Source organism: Streptomyces sp. NPDC048297, from assembly GCF_043201585.1.
Lineage (GTDB): Bacteria > Actinomycetota > Actinomycetes > Streptomycetales > Streptomycetaceae > Streptomyces.
Genome location: NZ_JBICZA010000043.1, coordinates 32,976 through 54,374, shown reverse-complemented (window position 1 = coordinate 54,374; position 21,399 = coordinate 32,976). Strand labels below are relative to the sequence as shown.

General features: G+C 70.6%; 16 protein-coding genes and 1 pseudogene. 9 read left to right on the top strand and 8 right to left on the bottom strand.

Annotation, left to right across the window (positions count from 1 at the left end):
• Positions 1–211: 211 nt before the first annotated feature.
• The 3 genes and pseudogenes from murQ to ACGFYV_RS33245 all read left to right on the top strand — a co-directional run.
• Positions 212–1,108, top strand: coding sequence for an N-acetylmuramic acid 6-phosphate etherase (murQ, locus tag ACGFYV_RS33255; protein ID WP_393882246.1), 897 nt, complete (start codon positions 212–214; stop codon positions 1,106–1,108).
• A 73-nt stretch (positions 1,109–1,181) separates the two neighbouring features.
• On the top strand, positions 1,182–1,961 hold the full coding sequence (locus tag ACGFYV_RS33250; protein WP_393882245.1) for an SDR family NAD(P)-dependent oxidoreductase: 780 nt from the start codon (positions 1,182–1,184) through the stop codon (positions 1,959–1,961).
• Positions 1,962–2,136: 175 nt separating this feature from the next.
• Positions 2,137–2,490, top strand: a pseudogene (locus tag ACGFYV_RS33245) (DinB family protein); the annotation flags it as partial.
• A 111-nt stretch (positions 2,491–2,601) separates the two neighbouring features.
• Here ACGFYV_RS33245 and ACGFYV_RS33240 read toward each other — a convergent pair.
• From ACGFYV_RS33240 to ACGFYV_RS33225, 4 genes are all read right to left on the bottom strand, one after another.
• Positions 2,602–4,212: an SMI1/KNR4 family protein gene (locus ACGFYV_RS33240; protein WP_393882244.1), complete on the bottom strand. Its 1,611-nt coding sequence runs from the start codon at positions 4,210–4,212 to the stop codon at positions 2,602–2,604.
• Positions 4,213–4,338: 126 nt separating this feature from the next.
• On the bottom strand, positions 4,339–5,160 hold the full coding sequence (locus ACGFYV_RS33235) for a hypothetical protein (protein ID WP_393882243.1): 822 nt from the start codon (positions 5,158–5,160) through the stop codon (positions 4,339–4,341).
• 12 nt (positions 5,161–5,172) lie between these two features.
• On the bottom strand, positions 5,173–6,057 hold the full coding sequence (locus ACGFYV_RS33230) for an XRE family transcriptional regulator (protein ID WP_393882242.1): 885 nt from the start codon (positions 6,055–6,057) through the stop codon (positions 5,173–5,175).
• Positions 6,054–6,338, bottom strand: a complete 285-nt coding sequence (locus ACGFYV_RS33225; RefSeq protein WP_393882241.1) for a hypothetical protein — start codon at positions 6,336–6,338, stop codon at positions 6,054–6,056. The genes ACGFYV_RS33230 and ACGFYV_RS33225 overlap by 4 nt, the downstream gene beginning before the upstream one ends.
• Before the next feature lie 208 nt (positions 6,339–6,546).
• Between ACGFYV_RS33225 and ACGFYV_RS33220 the strand changes: the two genes are divergently transcribed.
• The gene (locus ACGFYV_RS33220) at positions 6,547–7,089 is read left to right on the top strand and encodes a GNAT family N-acetyltransferase (protein WP_393882240.1); all 543 of its coding nucleotides are present in this window, start codon (positions 6,547–6,549) and stop codon (positions 7,087–7,089) included.
• Positions 7,090–7,633: 544 nt separating this feature from the next.
• Here the strand turns inward: ACGFYV_RS33220 and ACGFYV_RS33215 are convergent.
• The 4 genes from ACGFYV_RS33215 to ACGFYV_RS33200 all read right to left on the bottom strand — a co-directional run bounded on the left by ACGFYV_RS33215 (position 7,634) and on the right by ACGFYV_RS33200 (position 13,179).
• Positions 7,634–8,104, bottom strand: a complete 471-nt coding sequence (locus ACGFYV_RS33215) for a lamin tail domain-containing protein (protein WP_393882239.1) — start codon at positions 8,102–8,104, stop codon at positions 7,634–7,636.
• 411 nt (positions 8,105–8,515) lie between these two features.
• Complete coding sequence (locus ACGFYV_RS33210) at positions 8,516–10,330, bottom strand: phospholipase C (protein ID WP_393882238.1); 1,815 nt, start codon at positions 10,328–10,330, stop codon at positions 8,516–8,518.
• Positions 10,331–10,684: 354 nt separating this feature from the next.
• Positions 10,685–11,950: an iron uptake transporter deferrochelatase/peroxidase subunit gene (gene efeB, locus ACGFYV_RS33205; protein WP_393882237.1), complete on the bottom strand. Its 1,266-nt coding sequence runs from the start codon at positions 11,948–11,950 to the stop codon at positions 10,685–10,687.
• Positions 11,947–13,179, bottom strand: a complete 1,233-nt coding sequence (locus ACGFYV_RS33200) for an EfeM/EfeO family lipoprotein (protein WP_393882236.1) — start codon at positions 13,177–13,179, stop codon at positions 11,947–11,949. Before ACGFYV_RS33200 ends, efeB begins: the two co-directional genes overlap by 4 nt.
• A 395-nt stretch (positions 13,180–13,574) precedes the next feature.
• Between ACGFYV_RS33200 and ACGFYV_RS33195 the strand changes: the two genes are divergently transcribed.
• The 5 genes from ACGFYV_RS33195 to ACGFYV_RS33175 all read left to right on the top strand — a co-directional run bounded on the left by ACGFYV_RS33195 (position 13,575) and on the right by ACGFYV_RS33175 (position 21,373).
• Positions 13,575–14,366 (top strand): D-Ala-D-Ala carboxypeptidase family metallohydrolase, encoded by a 792-nt coding sequence (locus ACGFYV_RS33195; protein ID WP_393882247.1) that lies wholly within the window; start codon positions 13,575–13,577, stop codon positions 14,364–14,366.
• A gap of 240 nt (positions 14,367–14,606) precedes the next feature.
• Positions 14,607–16,859 (top strand): carbohydrate-binding protein, encoded by a 2,253-nt coding sequence (locus tag ACGFYV_RS33190; protein WP_393882235.1) that lies wholly within the window; start codon positions 14,607–14,609, stop codon positions 16,857–16,859.
• Between the two features lie 418 nt (positions 16,860–17,277).
• Positions 17,278–17,832, top strand: coding sequence for an acyl-CoA dehydrogenase family protein (locus ACGFYV_RS33185; RefSeq protein WP_393882234.1), 555 nt, complete (start codon positions 17,278–17,280; stop codon positions 17,830–17,832).
• On the top strand, positions 17,829–18,311 hold the full coding sequence (locus ACGFYV_RS33180; protein ID WP_393882233.1) for a formate dehydrogenase subunit gamma: 483 nt from the start codon (positions 17,829–17,831) through the stop codon (positions 18,309–18,311). The genes ACGFYV_RS33185 and ACGFYV_RS33180 overlap by 4 nt, the downstream gene beginning before the upstream one ends.
• Positions 18,308–21,373, top strand: a complete 3,066-nt coding sequence (locus ACGFYV_RS33175; protein ID WP_393882232.1) for a formate dehydrogenase subunit delta — start codon at positions 18,308–18,310, stop codon at positions 21,371–21,373. Before ACGFYV_RS33180 ends, ACGFYV_RS33175 begins: the two co-directional genes overlap by 4 nt.
• Positions 21,374–21,399: the final 26 nt, after the last annotated feature.

Genomic DNA, 21,399 nt, shown 5'->3' with positions numbered 1-21,399 from the left:
CGGCTGACGGCTGACGGCTGACGGCTGACGGCTGACGGCTGACGGCTGACGGCTGACGGCTGACGGCTGACGGCTGACGGCTGACGGCTGACGGCTGACGGCTGACGGCTGACGGCTGACGGCCGCACCCTCCCCCCGCCCCTGCTCCCGCAACCACCTCTGAGCACCACCCACGAACCCTGAGCACCACCCACGAAAGGACCACCGCGCCGTGGACCTCAGCACACTCGGCACCGAGACGCGCAACGAGCGGACCCTCGATCTGGACCGCATGCCGGTCTCCGAACTGCTCTCCGTCATGAACGCCGAGGACCAGACCGTCGCACTCGCCGTACGCGACGCCCTCCCGCAGGTCGGGGCCGCCGTCGAGGCGATCTCCGAGTCGCTGCGGCGGGGCGGACGGCTGATCTACCTCGGCGCCGGCACCAGCGGTCGCATCGGCCTGCTCGACGCCGTCGAGTGTCCCCCGACGTTCGGAACCGACCCCGAGTTGGTCGTGGGCCTGCTCTCCGGCGGCCCTGGCGCCTTCGTCGTAGCGGTCGAAGGAGCCGAGGACGAACCCGCGAGGGCGATGGCCGACCTGGACGAGATCGGCGTGAACGACCGGGACACCGTGGTCGGCCTCGCCGCGAGCGGCCGTACCCCCTACGTGATCGGCGGCCTCAAGCACGCCGCCGCGCGCGGCGCCGTCACGGTCTCGGTCGCCTGCAACCGCGACGCCGTCGTCAGCCGCTACGCCGACATCCCGGTCGAGATCGTCACCGGCCCCGAGGTGCTCACGGGGTCGACGCGGCTGAAGGCCGGCACCGCCCAGAAGATGGTGTGCAACATGCTCTCGACCGCCTCGATGGTGCGCCTGGGCAAGACCTACGGAAACCTCATGGTCGACGTCAAGGCCAGCAACGAGAAGCTCGTCGACCGAGCCCGCCGTATCGTCGTCGAGGCCACCGGCGCGGACAGCCGTACCGCCGCCGATGCCCTGGAGGCAGCCGGTGGCCATGCCAAGACCGCCATCGTCATGCTCCTCGCCGACTGCACGGCCGAGGAAGCCGTCCGGCGCCTCGACCAGGCCCACGGCAACACCCGCGCGGCCATCGGCCGCCCCTGACCCTTGCCCTGCCCCTTGTCACGGCCCTTGTCGATCTTCGCCGTCCGGTCCCCACGCCGTCTAGGGTGTGGGCATGACCTCGCACGACTACGTCTCCGAAATGTTCTCGCTGGACGGCCGGATCGCCCTGGTCACGGGCGGCAGTTCCGGCATCGGCCGGGCCATCGCCGGGGCACTCGCGCGGGCGGGGGCGAGCGTGGTGATCGTGGCACGCAAGGAATCCGAACTTGCCTCCACGGTCGACGAGTTGACGGCGGACGGTTGCCGAGCTGCCTGGGTGAGCGCCGACCTGAGTACCCGTGACGGGGTGCGCGCGGCGGCGGAGCAGGCGGCCGAGGTGTTCGGCGAGCCCGACATCCTCGTCAACAGCGCCGGGATCAACCTGCGTCCGCCGATGAGCGAGCTGGGTGAGGACGTGTGGGACACCACGATGGCGGTGAATCTGGAGGCTCCCTTCCTGCTCGGTCAGCGATTCGGGCCCGCCATGGCCGAGCGGGGCTTCGGCCGCATCATCCACATCACCTCCCAGCAGGCGCACCGGGCGTTCGTGCAGAGCGGCGCCTACGGCGTCTCGAAGGGGGCGCTGGAGTCGCTGGCCCGCTCACAGGCCGAGGCGTGGTCCCCGCACGGCGTCACCTGCAACACGCTGGTGCCCGGCTTCGTCATGACCGCCCTCAACGCACGACTGTCGTCCGACCCGGAGAAGGTCGCGGCGCTGGCGGCACGCACGTTGGTCGGGCGCAACGGCCTGGCCGAGGACTTCGCCGGAGCGGCGGTGTTCCTGGCCGGCAACGCGTCCGGCTACATCACCGGGCAGGCGATCTGCGTCGACGGCGGGTTCTCCGTTCACTGAGCGCATCGGGCCGGGACTCCGTACGAAGCCGGGCCTGGACTCCGTACGAAGCCGGGCCCGTCTCAGCACTGCATCCCCACCCCCGGTCCCCCAACAGCCGCTCGCGGCGGCGCGGCCCGAAGGGCACATCAGCCCCCACCGTCGTCTCCCGGTGCGGTACGCTCCCGCCGCCCACAGCCCGCCGCCCACGATCGCCTGGCGGTTGGCGCACATCATCGTCTCCTGTCTGGGCTATCGGGTCGGATGGCACTTCGGCGGCCAGGACGTCGACTCCCGGACGTTCGCCTACGCGGGGACCGCTGACGAGGCGCTGAAACAGCTCGATGAGATGTACGGGAGATGGAACGCGGGGGTCCGCGAGCTCTCGGACGCCGACCTGGAGAATCCGCCCGCGGTGGGTCCCGAGCGGTTCCCCATGGAGAGCGTCGTCCTGCACGTCAACAGGGAGCTGATCCATCACGGCGCCGAGATTTCCCTGCTGCGCGACCTCTACCGCCGGCAGGACGGAGCCGTACCGCGCCGCATATGACTTCCCGGTGACCGGCGATCCAGCTTCGGAAACCTACGTGGACTCCGTGACGCTCCTGGCCGCGAACTTCACATCGCGGACGGTGTCCTCGTCGGCCATGCGGTCGCAGCATCAGGAGGCGTCCTCGGCGGTGCCTGAGAGGCGGTAGGCGGTGGAGGTGTCGACGCCGAGGGCGGCGAGCAGGTCGAGGGCGGCGGTGAGCGGCGGGGCTCCGGCCAGGCGAGCGGCGGCAAGGTGGGCGGGGAGGCGGCGGGCGGCGATCAGGGCTGTCCACTGGGTGACGGAGAGGGCGAGGTAGCGCAGGCCGGGGAGATCGGCCGGCAACGCCAAGTCCGGCGTGGGGCAACGGGACAGGTCGAGCGAGCGCAGCGCGGGGAGGGTGCGCAGCGGGGCGAGGTCGATCGGGGTGTCGGAGCCGACGGCGAGTGAGGTGAGGTGCGGGTGGCCGGCGAGCGGGGCGAGGTCGGCGCCGGGGGCGAGGTCGATGGCCAGGTCCTCGACGGGGAGTGCTGCCACGGGGGTCAGGTCGGTGGTGGCGCAGCGGTTGAGGTGCAGGCGCCGCAGGTGCGGGGTGGCGGAGAGCGGGACGAGGTCGACGGGCGACGGGGCGTCATTGAGGTGGATCGCCTGGACGCCCGGCGCGAGCCGCTCGTCCAGGGCCGAGACCACCAACTGGCGCACGCCGTCCCCGGACTGCCAAGGTGCGTGCGGATCGGGCCGGCCCAGGGCCTGGCCGAGCCAGGCGGTGACGGAGGAAGCAACATAGCGCGGGCCGGCGTCGAAGTCGCGGCCGACCTCGATCACCTGGCCGGGGCGGCCGTCCGCGGCGGGCGCGAGGTCCACGGCGAGGAAGTTGCCGTCGAACCAGGTGGCGAACGGAAGCCAGCCCGGATGCCCCGAGCAACGACGCACCGTGTTCGGCGGGTCGGCGTCGAAGATCACCTGGCGGAAGCCGAGTTCCCAGCCGAACCAGGTCGGTACTCCGATGTAGTCGTCGCGCTCGGCCAGGGCCCCTTCGAGCGGCAGCCAGCAGTATCCGTCCAGCGCCTCGCTGCCGCCGTCCCCGTCTGCCTCCAGGTAGAGCGCCCGCACGTCCGCGGGCAGCGGCCGGCCGAGGTGGCGCTCGGCCGCGGCGAGTTGAGCCTCGGTGACGGGCGCCGGCATCTCCGGTTCCGAGCCGAAACGGTCGGCGTGCTGCCGGAGTACGGCCCGCAGCCGCTCGACCGCCTCCGCCGGGTCCCCGGCCGGGCGCAGCCCGGACGGTTCCGCGCCGTCGGCCGCGCCCGGTTCGGACGGTTCCGCGCCGTCGGCCGCGCCCGGTTCGGACGGTTCCGCGCCGTCGGCCGCGCCCGGTTCGGACGGCTGGAAGCCGGGGTCGACGGTCAGGGTCCAGCCGTCCTCGGGGCCGCCCCCGGGCCGCAGCGTGTCCCGGAACACCACCAGCTCGAAGGCGCCCGGCGGGCGGCAGGTCAACTCCAGGACGATGGCCTCCCAGCCGCAGGTGTCCCGGAACCAGGACGCCAGTGAGTCGAGGCCCTGGTGCGGGAACGGCACGCCGGAGAAGAAGCCCGGACGGCTCGGCACCACGTACCCGCCGCCGGACAGACCGACGCCCGTCCGGCTCGCGTGCCCCCGCAGCACGCACTCCGCCCAGCCCTCAGGCGCCTGGGCGACGACCTCCGCCGTGATCTGCCGTGCCACCTGTTCCACCGTCAGGTCCATACCCGCCCTCTCGTCCGCACTGCTGGGACGATCATGTCAGCAGGCTGTGACAGAGCCTTCTCGGTTGTGGCACCAGCTGTCCTACCGAGACTGTCGTGGCCTGCTGCTTCTCACCACTCCGCGCGTTCAGCCGCCGCTGTGGCCGTTGCCACCTCTGCTGCCGGTGCCACCGGTTCCGCGCGTCGGGACACGTTCCGTTCTGCTCGGCAGGTCCGGTTTCAGGGTGGTGGTCAGTGGGCGGGACCAGGGCGGCGGTGTGCCGAGGAGAAAGCTGACGCGGGCGGCGAAACAGGGGCCCGGCAGCGGGATTTCGACGTCGGGATTGCGGGCGTAGCCGCGGGTGACGGCGTTGGCGACGTAATGCGTGATGACGTCGGCCGGGTGCGTGAGCCGGCGCGGGCCCGGTGCGTTCAGGCGGCTCAGGATGCGCAGGACGGTGTTGACGGAGGCGTCGAAGCGGCAGTCGTTCGGATGCGGGCCGATACCGGTGACAGGGATCGTGTCGCCGTCGCAGGCGGCGTCGAGGCCGCTCTGCTGGTACCAGAAGCCGGCGGCATGGGCTTCGCCCCGGGCGTGGTGTTGCAGGGAGAGGCAGTAGGCGGCCGGGACCGAGCCGGCGCCGGCGGCGTACTGCCACCAGAAACGGGCACCCTCGTCGACGCCGGCGACGCTGAGTGCGCAGCCCAGCAGCCATGCGCCCTCGGGTTCGGGAAGCTGGTCGGTGAGGAACTCCAACGCGCCGGGAGCCAGCCCGCTCACCACTGCCTCGCACAGGGTGTGCAGGTGCTCGGCAGCGCTGTCGTCGGCGGCCGGATCATCCGTGCGCGCCGCGGCGCTCTCATAGTCGACGGAAGGGTAGCTGTCGTCCTCGTAGGGGACCGTGTCGTCGGGGACTTCGGGGCTGTGGTGCAGCCGGGCGCGGACGAGGAGGGCGTCGATGGCGGTCATGGCGGCTGGAGTTCACTCCCGGGGGCTGCACGAGCGGAGCAGGTCTTCGAGGGCGGCGCGGGCATGGTGGTCGACGGCGCGGGCGATGGCCGGGCTCATGCCGAGGACGTGCGGTATCCGGTCGAGATCCATGCCGCACAGGTGGTGCAGCACCGCGACGTCCATCTGGTCGTACGGGAGCCTGGCGATCGCGTCGAAGAGGTCGACGAGTTCGGTGAGGACGACGAACCGGCCCGGGACGCTGTCGTGCGCCTCCCGCGTGGAGAAGACAGCGGGGCGCAGATCCGGGCGGCCGTCGTGGTGGTCGGCGCGGGCCATCACCCGCGAACGCAGCAGACGCCAGGCGTAGCGGCGGATGTCGCGGCTGGTGGCGGCCTCGTTCCAGCACAGCCACAGGATGTCGAAGGTCTCGGCGACGACCCAGCGGGCACGGTGGTCGGTGAGCAGGAAGGCCCGCGCGTACTCGGTGTAGGCGGCGCGCATGGCGTCCGTGAACGCCTGGTGGGCCAGCGGCGGGGCCTCCGGCTCCAGGACCACCTGCTGCATGCAGTGTTCGATCCAGCCCGCACCCTTGCGCGCCTCACGGGCGGCTGCCGTCCACAGCCGGCACACCGGAGGGGCGGGCAGGCCGAGGGCGCGGACGACGCTGAAGGTGATCTCCCAGGCCGGGTAGTAGCCGTTGCCGCGCAGCAGTTCGCTGATGCGGGTCTTCGAGTAGCCGGAACGGCAGACGAGTTCGTCGAGGGTCAGCCCGCTGGAGAAGACAGAACTGCGGACCGGCTCCAGCCAGGCCCGGTGCGACAGGCCTGCGGTCTCACAGATGGGAGCAGGTTTACGGCCCCGCCTGCCGCCGGTATCGGGTGGGGGCGGCTGCTCGGCATCCGGTGGACGGATCATCGCGGCGGCTCCTCCCCGCCCGGGGCGGCGGTCGTCACGGAACCGGGGCGGGCACCCGGACCGAATCCCGGCCCGGATCCCCACCCGGATCCTCTGCCGGATTCCGGGCCGGAACCCGGGCCGTCGGGTGCTGTGAGGGCCTGGACGATCTGCTGCACGAGCAGTGCCAGGGACGGGAGCAGAGCGGCTGCGGCCGCGACCTGCCCCAGCACGGTCATCACCGTGCTCCACGTGAGGACCGCCACCAGGACGGCGACGGTCACCACCTTCTTACTCGACATCGCACTCGGTTTCTGTGAGCCGGGGAACACTGGGAAACTCCAACACCCCTTACCTGCAACGGCGTTGAAGCGCCATCAGGAAGGGACGCAAGCATGGCCCGGACTCGCGTCACCCCGCCACGTGATCATGGACTTACGGAACAATGGCCCCTCCGCGCCACCGCTTATTGGTTTGCCGCCGGCCGTTGCGTCCGGATAGGAAGATCGCATGCTCAGAGGCAGCAAGGTCGGGCTCAGGGCCCGGCACGAGGACGACATCCCGGTCCTGCGGGCCGAGCTCTTCGACGACGTGGTCAACTCCTCGCGGTCCGAAGGTGGTCCGTGGCGGCCGATCTCGCCCGGCTCGAAGGATCCGCGGCTCGTGGTGGACGACAAGGAGCAGAAGCATGTCCCCTTCTCCGTGGTGGAGTTGGAGGGCGGCACACTGGTCGGCACCGCGACGCTGTGGGGCATCGACAACCACAACCGCTTCGCGCACATCGGCCTCGGCCTGCTGCCGGCCTCCCGCGGCAAGGGCTACGGCACCGACGTGGTCGCCGTGCTGTGCCACTACGGTTTCGTCGTACGCGGCCTGCACCGGCTGCAGATCGAGACGCTGTCGGACAACGACGCGATGCTGCGCTCCGCCGAGCACAACGGCTTCGTCCGCGAGGGCGTGCTGCGCTCCTCGGCCTGGGTGATGGGCGAGTTCCTGGACGAGGTGCTGCTCGGGCTCCTCGCCAAGGACTGGAAGCAGAACTCGAAGGTCTAGGCTGCCGTCCACCCGCGCTGTGACGTCGTCGGGAGAAGCGAGCGACGCATGGCCATGGTGGGCCGGTTCTGGATCGCCGAGGGCGATGTGTACGGGGGCCGCGAAGCCGTCCGGTCTGGCGCCCGGAGCACGCCCGACCCCGAGGGCGTGGTGGCCCTCGGCGACGGACAGTCCGGCCTCTGCCTGTGGGAGAACGTGCGGGCCCTGACGGGGGACTCCGACGGCAGCTCCGACCCCGGTCTTCGCGGCGGAGAAGGCGCCGGCTCCAGCGGACCGACGCCCCCACCCCGGGCTCGCTCGGCACCCCAGGAGCCGTCCCCGCGGCCCGGAGTCGGCCATGGAGATGGGGGCCGCCCGCGTGTGCGGGCGGCCCCCGGTTCACAGCCGTCGACGCACTCCCCCGAGCCCCTGCGCACCAGGAGTTGGTGGGCAGTCGACGGCTGTGAGATTCAGGGGATTCAGGGGACTTGAGGGGCGGCGCTCGCCACGAGCAGAGCGCCGTCCGCTCGTCGGGCGCCGGTGGTGAGGGCCGGCGCGTGGTGGTTCAGTGGCGGTGGCCGCCCCAGGAGACGTCGTCGATGAAGCGGCCATGGTCGTTGCGCAGGGTGGCCGTGTCGCGGTCGGCGTCCCACACGGAGGCGCGGCGGTCCCAGAAGAGGTCGTACCGGGTGTCGCGGCCGTAGCCGGTGTGCACGCGGACGGTCTGGCGGCCGTCGAGCCGGACGTGGCGGAAGGTGTAGGTGTGACCGTCCCTGTCGGACAGGGTCCAGCGGTCCAGGTTCACTGCCCGTCGGCCGTTGTTGGTGATGTCCACCCACTCCCTGTTCATCGAGCGGTCGGACCGGTCGTACCGGCCCCGGGAGTCGTGCTGGACGTCGCTGATGACCACGGTGCGGTAGTGGGCACGGTCGGAGTGGTGGTCGGCGGCCGAGGCCGGCAGTGCGGCAGTGCCCACCACGGCGGCAGCCACACCGGCAGCGGCGGTCAGACGACGGACGGATGCAGAAACGGACACGAGGTCCCCCTTTGCAAGGGCTGTGCACACCGTGGCCGTCACGGCAGCGGTGAAACCGCAGGCCGGCCAGGTGCGTTGGGTCGTTCGGCGACCGGTTGGCCGCACACGCACACCCTCCAGCCCGCACCTCTCCTCCCGAAAGAAATGCGCATGCCGTTACAAATCCACCACATTTCTGTTACACGCGGATGCAATGGGCATCTATGTGGCTGATTGATATGTAGGTGCGGATTCAAGTCGTTTCGCCCCTGGTGATACGTGCCTGCGGCAACCGTTTACCCGTTCGCGCCACCCCCGCCGCCACCCTCCCGTTCACCCGCAAGTGAGTAACAGCCCCGCCGTGGCCCGCAGCGGCAAAACGCGGAGCGGCGCGGCCCCGGGGACCGCGCCGCTCCGATCACGTACGTGATGTCAGGCGATGGTGCGCTGCTTGCGACGCAGGGTGAGGTAGGTGCCCGTCGCGCCGGCCGCGAGCAGGGCGCCCACGCCGAGGGTCACCGGAAGGGTGAGGGAGCCGGAGCCGCCGGTGGTGGCGGCGGTGTTCTGCATGGCCGGGCCCGGGGTGATGCTGGTGACCACCGGGGCGACGCGCTTGATCGGGCCGACGGACTTGATGGAACCGTCGGCGTTCAGCAGCACCTGCTTGTTGTTCGGGTGCCGGAAGTCGAACATGCCCGTCAGCGAGCCGGCCGAGGCGTCGAAGGAGTGGTCCCCGACACGGCCGGTGTGCCAGTTGTCCTCGATGAAGCGGGTGATGGACGCCTGGTCGGTCAGGTGGTGGTCCACCTTGTTGACCTTGCTGTACGGCGAGACGACGAGCAGCGGCTGGCGGGTGCCGGGGCCGCAGCGGTCGGCGTAGCCGCCGGACGCGTGGGGGCCGTTCTGGCAGGCGGGGCCGTCGGTGGCCTTGCCGTTGGAGCCGGCGGCGGTGTCCGTGGACCCGTTGCGCGGAGCGACGAAGGCGTGGTCGTACCAGCCGTCGGAGTCGTCGTAGGCGATGACGACCGCGGTGGACTTCCACTGCGGGGAGCTCTGGATGGCGTTGATCTGGTCGACGAGGAAGTGCTGCTCGTCGATCGGGTCCGAGTAGGCGGCGTGGCCGTCCTGGTATTCGGGTGCCTTGACGAAGCTGACGGCCGGCAGCTTGCCCGCCTTGAGGGCGGCGCCGAAGTCGGTCAGGTCGTAGTTGTGGTTGGCCTGGCCGTCGTGGCCGATCTCGGCGACGGAACTGGGCGGCAGGTGGTGCGGGTTGGACGTCGACTTGTAGTACTCGAACGGCGAGTGGTGCGGGCTGTAGTCGACCACGGACGCGCCACCGACGTTGGTGTGCGCGGCGTCGCACTTGGCGTAGTGGCCCTGCTGGCCGTCCCATGCGGTGCTCGGGCGGAAGCCGCCCTGGAACCAGCCCCAGCTGACGCGCTTCGCGTTCAGCAGGTCACCGATGTTCTTGCCCTGCATCACGGCGAGCGTGTTGGTGCTGGTGTGGTTCTTGCCGGAGCAGTCGTCGAAGGCCGGGTCGGGGTCGTTGACGACCGTGCCGACGCCCTTGGCGTCGGGGGACTTGACCGTGTAGGCGTCCGGCGTCGAGGTCTGCTTCGGGTTCTCCGTACCGGACGCGGGGTCGACGGAGACGACGCCGTGGGTCTGGCCGGAGACCAGGTTCAGCGCGCCGGGCGTGGAGGGGCCGTAGACCGAGCTGTAGGAACGGTCGCTGAGGGAGTACTGCTGGGCGTAGTTCCACATCGCCGTGACGGTGTTGCCGTCGTAGTAGTCCATCACCAGGCCGGGTTCACCGAACAGGCCGCCGGAGCACTGGTCGACCTCGGTGTTCTGCACGTACTGGTCGGCCTTGCCGCCGTTGGCCGCGTACTGCTCGGCGCCGTAGTTGTGGTTCTGGTCGCAGGTCAGGGCCTGCGACGGGGTGAGCCGCTTGGGCGCGTACTGGTTCGGATTCTTCGTCAGAAGACCGGCGTGCGCGAGCGTGTCGATGTCCTTCGGAGTCCTGCTCGACGCCTTGAACTTCGTGCCGTCGGTGTTGGCGGCCTTCGGGTACGTGGCGAAGTAGTGGTCGAAGGACACGTTCTCGTCGAAGAGCACCACCACGTGCTTGATCGGCGTGGCCGTGGTCGAGTGACCGTGCGCCCCTGCCGGTGCCGCCCACGTGGGCGCGGCCCCACCGAGGACGGTCAGCGCAGCGGCGCCGGCCAATGCCCCCACAGCGCGCATAGTTGCTCGTCTACCCCTGCTGGCCATGCTCTTCCACCCCTCGTGAACGCGAGTGCTGTTGCGTCGTTACGGCCAGGAGACTCTGTCAACCGTGCGGCCCTTCGGCAGAGTCATCATGGCGCAGAAGTGAACACCGGGTCAGGGAAGATAGGGCAGATCTTGACCGCGTGTTGACCGATCTGACGAGAAGGATGTCCGGACAGGTTCGAACTGGCAGGATGTCCGGGCAAGTTCGGGTGAGCAGGTTGTCCGGAGAGGTTCAGGCGAGCGGGATCTCCGGACAGGTTCAGGCAAGCATGACGTCCGGGCAGGTTCGAACAGACAGGTTCGAACAGGCAAGGTCTTCGGACGGGTTCAGGCGAGCAGGGCCCGGCCGTACCAGTCCGTCTCGTCCTGTACTCCGGGCAGCGCGAAGAAGTAGCCGCCGCCGAACGGCTTGATGTAGTCGGTGAGCGGTTCCCCCGCCAGCCGCTTCTGCACGGTCTCGAACTGCCGTGCCACGTCCTGCTGGTAGCTGCAGAAGAGCAGTCCCATGTCGAGGTTGCCGTTGGCGTCCAGACCACGGTCGTAGTTGTACGGGCGGCGCAGGATCCGCTGCTCGGCGGTGGCCTGTGTGCGCGGATTGGCGAGCCGTATGTGGGCGTCCAGCGGGATGACGTCCCCCTTGGGGTCGTCGGCGTAATTCGGCGTGTCGTGCTCGGAGTTGCCGTCCAGCGGTGCGCCGGACACGCGCGCGCGGCCGAACATCCGCTCCTGCTCGCTGAGCGAGACACGGTCCCAGAACTCCACGAGCATGCGGATCAGGCGGACCACCTGGTAGCTGCCGCCGACCGCCCAGTCCGGCTCGCCCGTCCCGGCGCCCACCCACACGAGGCGCTTCATCTCACGGGAGTCGGCGGCGTCCGGGTTGCCGGTGCCGTCCTTGAAGCCCAGAAGGTTGCGCGGTGTCCCTGACGGCCGGGGCGGGTTGGAGAAGCCGTCAAGCCGCCAGCGCATCTGCATGCCGCCCCGGGTGTGCCGGGCGATGTCACGCAGCGCGTGCAGCAGTGTGTCGGTGTCGTCGGCGTGCAGTTGGAGGCTGAGGTCGCCGTGGCACCAGTCGGGCCGCAGGTCGTCGTCCGGGAAGGACGGCATGGGGGTCAGCCGGCGCGGCCTGCGCGCGGCCAGTGCGAACCGGTCGTCGAAGAGGGAGGCGCCGACGCCGAGAGTCACCGCGAGTTCGTCGGCGGGCAACTGGCCCCCGAGGATGCCCGAGTCGGCGGGCGGTCCGGTGATGCCCACCGGGGACGGTGTCCCGCCGGAGGTCAGGAACCGGGCCCGCTCGGTGAGGGTGCGCAGCAGGTCCGTCAGTTCGGAGCGGCTCTCGGCGGTCACGTCGAGGGCGGCGAACACGGTGACGCGGCGTGGGGTCGCGATGGCCGACCGCTGGTGAACGCCGTGGAAGGGGGCGAGGGGCGTACGGTCGGCGCATGTACCGGCCGAGGCCGGGGGAACACCGTTCGCGGCCGCACCGCCCGTGGCCAGCCCGGCGCCCGCGAGGGCCGCGCCGCGCAGGAAGCCACGCCGGCCCACCGCGCCCGTCGTCTCCTCGCCTGTCGTCTCCTCGCCGGCCGCGCTCACGCCGTCCTCCGCGGATCGCACACGGTGGCCACGGACGCGAGCCGTTCGACCAGATCACCCAGGACCGCGTTCACGCTCTCACGCTGTGTCCGAGTCAGACTGTCCAAGGGGGTCCAGGCGCTGGCGTGACCGCGGTCGCTGCGGGCGCTGCCGTCACTGCGGGCGTGGAAGCTGTCGAGGGTGTGCTGCGCGTGGTCAAGTTCCATTTCCAGGCCGGGCAGTTGGGCGTAGCGGGTGGCGAGCAGCGGCCGTAGCCGGGTCAGCACCTCGCGGGTGCCGTCGAGGTTGGCTCGGGCGGTGGCCAGATTGCTGCCGCTGCCGTAGTCGGTGCGGCCCGTCAGCTCGAACTGCACGGTGTTCTCCAGGATTTCGTGCGCGCGCAGTCCCAGTTGGGCCGGGTCCATACGGGTCTGCGCCCAGTCGCCGCGCAGCGCGGAGACGGCCTTGACCAGGGCGGCCGCCGGGGCCCGCAGGGACTGGGCACTCCCGCCGTGCCACAACCCGTACTCGACACGGCGGAAGCCGGTGAAGTCCTTGTCGCGCACGCCACCCGGCAGCCCCGCGTCGGTGCCGTTGATGTGGGCGTCCGCGTCGCCGAAGGCGTCGTACGCCGCGCCGAGCCTCTCGTACTCCAGATGCGCCGGCAGCCACGCCGTGCGGGCCCCGGCGAGGTCCCCGCGGTCGACCGCGTCCCGCAGCCGGCCGGTCAGGCGTACGACGTCGTCCAGTCCGTGGCCGACCCACTTCTGGTAAGCGATCGCCGGAGGGATCAGGTCGTGCTCGGTGACCGGGGCCGCGGCCGGTCCCGGTCGCCCCTCGGTGACGCGGACCGTGGGCCCGGTGACCGCGTCGGCGTCGTCGGGTACGCACTTGAAGGCGTACGAGCCCTTGCCCAAGCGGACCGTCAACTGCCGTGTCGTCCCTGGGCCGATGCCCTCCGAATCGCCGTACACGGCCTGGCTCTTCGGGTCCTCCAGATACACCTCGGTGGCGTCGTCGGAGGTGTTGTCCAGGTCGAAGACCTGAACTCCGGCCGTGGGCGCGCCCCAGCCCCGGCCGCAGGCGCCGGCCGAGACCTGGACGGTGGTGTGGGGCAGTCCGTCCGCGCTGGTGCGGGCCGGAGCGGCTCCGTGTGTCAGGGCGAGGGTTCCCAGCAGGGCGAGTACGGCGACGAGACCGGTCACCGCCCACAGGGAGCGGGACCGCCGGCCGAGGCCGGACAGGGGCATTCCGGGCCTCCCCCGGGTCGTACCGTTCGCGATCGCCTCATGCTAGGCCACCGCATCCGATCGAACGCCAGTCCAGAGAATCCCATGACCAAGAGTTCCCTCCCGATTCAACTGCTGGTCGCACAGTCCACAGGCTGATCGCCGCTCGACGCCGTTCTTAGCTCGTCGTTCTTCATCCTTCGTTCTCCGTTCTCCGTTCTTCGCCTCCCTCACACCCGCACCATTGCCACCACGACCGTCTCCTTCTACGGTTTACGCGCGTCAACCCGGCGCCCGTTGGGGACGCGGCGCTCTGCCGGCGCCCCGGAAATGCCCCTTGCCGCACCAGTTGTGTCCTTGCCTCCGCAATGCAGCCGTCCGTGACCGGAATCCAGCAGAGGAGACAGACCGTGAACATGCCCCACCCTCACCGCCACCCCCACCCTCACGAGTCGAGCATCGACCGCCGCACCCTGCTCCGCGGTGCGGCAGGACTGACAGCCGCGGCAGGCCTCGCGGCGACCTTCACTCTCGGCTCGGCGGGCCGGGCCGCGGCGTACGGTTGGACGCGCACCCTCCAACAGGGTTCCTCCGGTGCTGATGTGACGGAGCTTCAGATACGTGTGGGAGGCTGGGCGGCGGACGGCGCCCAGCAGACCTATGTCGCCTGGGACGGCAGCTTCGGCCCGGCGACGGCGAACGCGGTCAAGCGGTTCCAGTCGGCGTACGGCCTGTCCGCGGACGGCGTCGTCGGCCCGCAGACCCAGAGCGTGCTCAACAGCCTGGAGAGCGCCGACGGTTCGACCGCGCACTTCGAGTGGAGCGAGCTCTCCTCCCACGACGGCGCCGGATTCGGTGGCGGCAAGGTGGGCGCGGCCACAGTCAAGGAGAACGTGCGCCGCCTGATGTACAAGCTGGAGGCGGTGCGCAAGAAGGCCGGCAACAGCGCGATCACCATCAACTCGGGCTTCCGCAGCACCGCCTACAACGCGTCGGTGGGCGGGGCGTCCAACAGCATGCACTGCTACGGCGTCGCCTCGGACATCGTGGTGTCCGGGCACACCACCCTTCAGGTGTACAGGATCGCCGAGACCTGCGGCTTCTCCGGGCTGGAGGCGTACACGCACTCCTGGCAGCACGTGGACAGCCGCGTCCAGTACCCCTCCTACGGATCCGGCTCCTGGTGGTGGGAGAGCGGCACGGTCTGACCGGCCACGGCGGGGCGGCGCGATGTGGCGCCGCGCGGCTCGGTGCCACCGGGTCGAGCGTGGCCTCCTCCGGGATCGGGCGCGCTTGCCCTCAACCCCTTTCTTCACACCTTGACTTAACACCAAGGACATTGCTTGGATCCCACCCATCGGTGCGTCGGGAAGGGAGACGGACGGTGTCTGTCGCAGCGTCAGGACCCCTTGTCCGGCTTCCCCCATCCCACGACGTCAGGAGAAGCTGTGAGACGTTCGCTCACCGTGTTCGCCGCCGTCGCGGTCACCACGCTGACCGCGATGTTCGGCACGGGCCCAGCCGCGCACGCCGACAGGGCCGACGACGGGGCGGCGGGCCATGGTCCCGTCGTGTCCGGCACCTACTCCACCGGCGCGGCGACGGCATGGCAGCCGCTCCCGACCGCCGGGGCCGGCGGTGACGCCGGCCGCCCCGTCGACGCCACCGTCGTCGCCGATCCCAGCGCGGCCCGGCAGAAGTACGCGGGCATCGGCTTCTCCCTGGACGAGACGAGCGTGTCCAATCTGTGGAAGCTCGCCCCCGCCGAGCGCGAGCGCGCCGTCCGGCTGCTGGTCGATCCCGTGCACGGGGCGGGCCTTGACCGGTTCCGCCTGACGATCGGCAGCCCCGACCTGATCGAGCATCTCCCGTTCTGGTCCGAGGACGACCTCCCGCCCGGTGTCACCGAGGACTTCGGCCTGAAGCACTTCTCGGTCCAGCGGGACATCGACCTGCACATCATCGACACGATCAAGCTCATCCAGCGCTACAACCCCCGGGCCACCTTCTTCGCGTCCGCCTGGAGCGCGCCGGCCTGGATGAAGACGAACAACCAGTTCACCGGCGAGGTCGCGCTCAAGCCCGGGAGCACCACGGACTATTACCAGGTCGGCAAGCTGCGCGACGACTGCATCGACGTCTTCGCGCGCTACTACGCCAGGTTCGTCCAAGCCTACGCCCGCCACGGGATTCGTGTCGACGCCCTGACCCTGCTGAACGAACCGGGCATGGACGTGGTCTACCCGGCCATGGACATCAGCGTCCCGCAGCAGCAGAAGCTGGCCCTGGCGATCAAGCGTGAACTGCGGGCGGCGCACCTGAACACCCAGCTGTACGTCCACGACTTCAACTTCTGGGACTGGCGCGACCCCAACAGCACGGCGACCAAGAACTACTACCGCATCTTCGAGGACGCCCCCGACGGCTCCGTCAGCGGCGAGCAGGTCCGAAAGGCCGCCGACGCCATCGCCTTCCACCCCTACTGGGGTGACCCCCGCGTGATGCGCGACGCCTACGAACAGACCGGAAAGCCGGTCCAGCTCACGGAGACGAGCGACCTGTCGCCGTCGACGATCCTCGACGACTTCCGCCTGGACGCCGGCTCCTACATCCTCTGGGCCCAGACCACGGACCAGGACGGCGGGACGCTGCACTGGACGCCGGCCCGCGACAACAACGTCGACTGGGACCAGGTCGCCGCCACCACCAAGTGGCCGGACCGGCTGGTCAAGGTCGACACGGTCACGAAGCGCTTCACCGTCCGCGACGAGCTCTACACCATCGGGCAGTTCGCGAAGTACCTCTCCCCCGGCGATGTGCGCCTCGAGTCCAGCGCGGCGGACAACGGCGTCAGCAACGTGGTCTACCGCACGGGTCACGACAGGTTCGTCGCCGTCCTGGGCAACAGCGCCGGCACCGACAGGACGGTCCGCATCGTCGTCGGCGACCGGTCCTTCGTGGTGAGCGTACCGGCGGGCTCCTTCGCCACCTACCGGTGGAGCGGTCACGTTCCTTCGGGCCGCCACAACCACGCCCCGGTCTTCGCGCAGGCTCCGGACGTCGTCGCCGACCAGTACGGCACCGTGCGGGTGCCCTTGAGCGCCATCGACGCCGACGGCGACCGGCTGGCCTACTACGCTTCCGACCTTCCCGACGGTGTCCGCGTCGACCCGGCGACCGGGCAGGTCACGATCCACCCGACCACCGCCGGCGAGCAGGACCTGACCTTCCGCGTCACCGACGGCGCGGCGCACGACCAGGTCACCGTCCATCTGACCGTACGACCGCACGCCGTCCCGGTGGGCGAGAAGATCGAGGCCGAGGCCTACACGGACCAGCACGGCTGGAATGCGGACGGCGGCAACTTCATCGAGAGCAACGCCGCGGCCAGCGGAGGCAAGAACGTGGGCTGGACGGCCCCCGGCAACTGGCTCAGCTACCGCGTCGACGTGCCCCGGGCCGGCGCGTACGACCTCGAACTGCGCGCCTCCAACGGCACGTCGGCCACCGCGGTGAACGCGGTGTCCCTGCGCGACGGAAGCGGCTCCACTCTGGCGACGGCCTCGGTACCCGCCACGGGCGGCTGGGGCACGTACCAGTCGGTGCACGCGCCTGTGCGTCTCGATGCCGGGGAACAGACGGTCACCGTCTACTGCGAAACCGGCGGCTTCAACCTCGACTACCTTCGCCTGACGAACTGACAGCCTCACGGCCTGACAGCCTGACCGAGTTGACAACCTCATCGAGTTGACAGCCTGACGGCCTGATCGAGTGGCCTGTTGAACGTGTGGAACGCCGGGGACCGGCCGGCCAGGGGGCGCACCCGCCGACCGGTCCCGCGTCCGTGTCACGCGCCGCATCGCCGTCGGGGCACGGTGGCCGCCGTGCCCCGAATCGGCCGGTGCCTGCTCGTGCACACGTTCATGGCGCACCGCATCGCCGACAGGATTCTGTCAGCGACCGACAAGGGGCGGCACAGTCTCCGGCGCACAGGCCCCTCAGCCCTTGTGTGTCCCAGGCAACCCTGTGCATAGTCGAAACATACATCGCATACAGTATGCGATTACCTGAGGGAGCCCGTCGGACTCCCCGCTCGCCCGGACCTCAGGGAGCCGCTCCATGCCGTACCGCTCCGCCCTCTCCTACGTCCTGAGCAGCGCCATCGAGCCCTCCGTCCGGACGACCAGCTCGCGGGAGAGGTTTCCGCGAGCGGCACTGGCCGCCCTCGGCGAGACAGGACTGCTCGGACTCACGGCCTCCGCCCATCTCGGCGGTGGCGGCCTGGGACTCCATGAGGCCGCCGAAGTGGTGGCCGAGGTGTCCCGCACCTGCCCGGCCACCGCCGCCGTCCTCCGGTCCCACTACGCCGCCGTCGCCCTCATCGAGGCGTACGGCACGCCATGGATCCGCCGGAAGGTCGCCGCCGGCCACCACCTCAGCACCCTTGCCCTGACCGACGGCGCCTGCGACTGCGAAGGGGGCCTTGCGTCGCCCAAGGACTCCACGGCGACGCGCACCGGTGACGTGGTGGCACTTCGCGCCCGGAAGCGTGACGTCGTCGCGGCCGGCGAGGCCGACAGCTACATCTGGTCGTCCCGGCCGGCCGACGGCGGTGACAGGACGGCCCTGTGGAGGGATTCACACATGCTCGATGATCAGGGGGAGGGACCATGACGACGACCGTCAGTGATCTGACGACGCGGGCCGCCATCAGCGCGATCGTGGCCGCCCATCGCGGCCAACGCGGCCCGCTGCTGCCGATCCTGCACGCCATCCAGGCCGAACCGGGGCATGTTCCGCGGGAGTCCGCGGCTCTGCTCGCCCAGGAGCTCAACCTCTCCCGCGCGGACGTGCACGGGGTGATCTCCTTCTACCACGACTTCCGGCGCGAGCCCGCGGGCCGTACGACGGTGCGCATCTGCCGTGCCGAGGCCTGTCAGGCGCTCGGTGCGGACGCCCTGGTGACCTGTGCCCGCGACCGGGCGGGCGTCTCGCTCGGGGAGACGCGCGCCGACGGTTCGGTCACCCTGGAACAGGTCTTCTGCCTCGGCAACCGCGCGCTCGGGCCGTCCGTCGAGGTGAACGGCGAGGTGCTGGGACGCGTGAGCGCGGATCGCCTGCGCTCGATCCTCGACGAGGCGGTCTCGTCGTGACGGGCGCAGGGACAGGCGCAGGGACAGGCATCGCGGCACAGGCCGCCAACTCCCCTGCGCAAGCCGCCGATGCCCCGGTCCAGGCCGCCAACTCCCCGGTGCGCGTGTACGTCCCGCGTGACTCGGCGGCCCGGTCCGTCGGCGCGGACAAGGTCGCGGAGGCGATACGGCAGGCGGCCGGCGAGCGGGGCCGGCCCGTCGAGCTGGTACGCGACGGATCCCGGGGCATGCTGTGGCTGGAGCCGCTGGTGGAGGTGGTCACGCCCGAGGGGCGGATCGGCTATGGCCCCGTGGCGCCCGAAGACGTCGCGGGTCTCCTGGACGCGGGCCTCCTGGACGGAGCCGGCCATCCCCTGCGGCTCGGTGTCGTGGACGAACTGCCGTGGCTGGCACGGCAGAACCGCGTCACGTTCGCCCGGGTCGGAGTCGTCGACCCGCTCTCCCCAGAGGACTACGTACGGCACGGCGGGGCGACCGTCTCGGTCGAGGTCGACGGACTGCCCGTCACGGTGCCCGAGGGCACCTCGGTGATGCGCGCCGCGGCGCAGGCCGGCATCGACATCCCCAAGCTCTGTGCCACCGACAGCGTGGAGCCGTTCGGCTCCTGCCGGCTGTGCGTGGTGGAGATCGACGGCCGCCGCGGCACCCCGGCGTCCTGCACGACACCCTGCGCCGAGGGGATGGTCGTACGCACGCGGACGCCCAAGGTGGAGAAGCTGCGCCAGGGCGTCATGGAGTTGTACATCTCCGACCATCCGCTGGACTGCCCGACGTGCTCGGCCAACGGGGACTGCGAACTGCAGGACATGGCGGGCGCGGTGGGGCTGCGGCAGGTGCGGTACGGCTACGAGGGCGAGAACCATCTCGACGCGGCACCGGATCTGAGCAATCCGTACTTCGACTTCGACCCGTCGAAGTGCATCGCCTGCTCCAGGTGCGTCCGCGCGTGCGGTGAGGTGCAGGGCGCCTTCGCGCTGACCATCGAGGGCCGCGGCTTCGACTCGAAGGTCTCCCCCGGCGCCGGTGAGTCCTTCATGGACTCCGAGTGCGTGTCGTGCGGTGCCTGTGTGCAGGCCTGCCCGACGGCGACGCTGCAGGAGCGGTCGGTCGTCGAACTCGGCATGCCGTCCCGTTCGGTGATCACGACGTGCGCCTACCGCGGTGTCGGCTGTTCTTTCAAGGCCGAGCTGCGCGGCGACGAACTGGTCCGGATGGTGCCGTACAAGGACGGCGGGGCGAACGAGGGCCACTCGTGCGTCAAGGGCCGTTTCGCGTTCGCCTACGCGACCCACCCCGACCGCAAGCTCAGGCCGATGGACCGCGAGAAGACCACGGACCCGTGGCGCGAGGTCGGGTGGGACGAGGCGATCCGTACGGTCGCCACGCGGATGCGGGCCATCCAGGTGGCGCACGTGGTGGTCACCGAGGGCCTGGTCGACGGGGCCTTCGTCGCGGCGCGGTGCGAAGGCTTCGACGAGTGGGCCGAGTTCGTGGCGCTCCCGGAGAACAGCCCGGAGGCCACCGAGCCGGTCGCCGGTGTGCCGGCCGGTGAACTGCGGGCCGCCGCCCGGCTGTACGCGCAGGCGCCCAACGGGGCCGTCTACTACGGCCTCGGGGTGACCGAGCACAGCCAGGGCTCCACGATGGTGATGGGGATGGCGAACCTCGCGATGGCGTGCGGCAACATCGGCCGCGACGGCGTCGGCGTCAACCCGCTGCGCGGTCAGAACAACGTGCAGGGCTCCTGCGACATGGGTTCCTTCCCGTACGAGTTCAGCGGCTACCGCCATGTCTCGGACGACGCGGTGCGGGGCGTGTTCGAGGAGTTGTGGGGGCGTTCGCTGCTGCCCGAGCCGGGGTTGCGGATCCCGAACATGTTCGACGCGGCGATCGAGGGCTCGTTCCGGGGCCTGTTCGTCCACGGCGAGGACATCGCCCAGTCCGATCCGAACCTCCGGCACGTCAGTACCGCGCTGTCGGCGATGGACCTGGTCGTGCTGCAGGACCTGTTCCTCAACGAGACGGCGAAGTTCACGCACGTCTTCCTGCCGGGCGCGTCGTTCCTGGAGAAGGACGGCACGTTCACCAACGCCGAACGCCGGGTCAACCGGGTGCGGGCGGTGATGAAGCCGAAGACGGGCAAGCACGAGTGGCAGATCGTCTGCGAGATCGCCACCGCGATGGGCTACCCCATGGCGTACGACCACCCGGGCCAGATCATGGACGAGATCGCCCAGGTCACGCCGACGTTCAAGGGAATCTCCTTCGGCGTGCTGGACAAGCTCGGCAGCGTCCAGTGGCCGTGCGACGACGAGGCGCCCGAGGGCACGCCGACCATGCATGTCGACGCGTTCGTGCGGGGCAGGGGCCGGTTCGTGGTCACCGCCCACGTGCCGACGGACGAGCGCACCACCTCGCGTTTCCCGCTGGTGCTGACCACGGGCCGGATCCTGAGCCAGTACAACGTCGGGGCGCAGACGCGCCGTACCGGCAATGTGGCGTGGCACCCGGAGGACGTGCTCGAACTGCACCCGCTGGACGCCGAGAACCGCGGGGTCACGGACGGGGACATGGTGACGCTGGCGAGCAGGGTCGGCCGTACGACGCTGCGGGCGCGGGTGTCCGACCGGATGCCGCCGGGCGTCGTCCACACGACGTTCCACCACCCGGTGACGGGTGCCAACGTGGTCACCACCGAGAACTCCGACTGGGCCACCAACTGCCCGGAGTACAAGGTGACCGCCTCCAGGTCGCCCTCGCGCACCCGCTCGGGCGGCACGCCTCCGAGTCGGCACAGACCGACCTGCTCGCGGGGGTGGACTGAGATGGCCGGTGCCGTGCCGCCGGAGCAGCGGATGGCGAACCAGATCGCCGCGAACCTGGGGCATGTGCCCGGCGATCGGGCCGCGGAGGCGCTCGCGGGTCATGTCGGCCGGTTCTGGGACCCCCGGATGCGGGGGCGGTTGTTCGAGCTGGTGGAGGCCGGGGCGGAGGGCCTGGACCCCGTGGTGGTGGCGGCCGTTCGCCTCCTGCGGCAGCCTGGGCAGGCCCCGGCCGGCTGAGCCGAGGGCCCAAGTGCATGACGCCG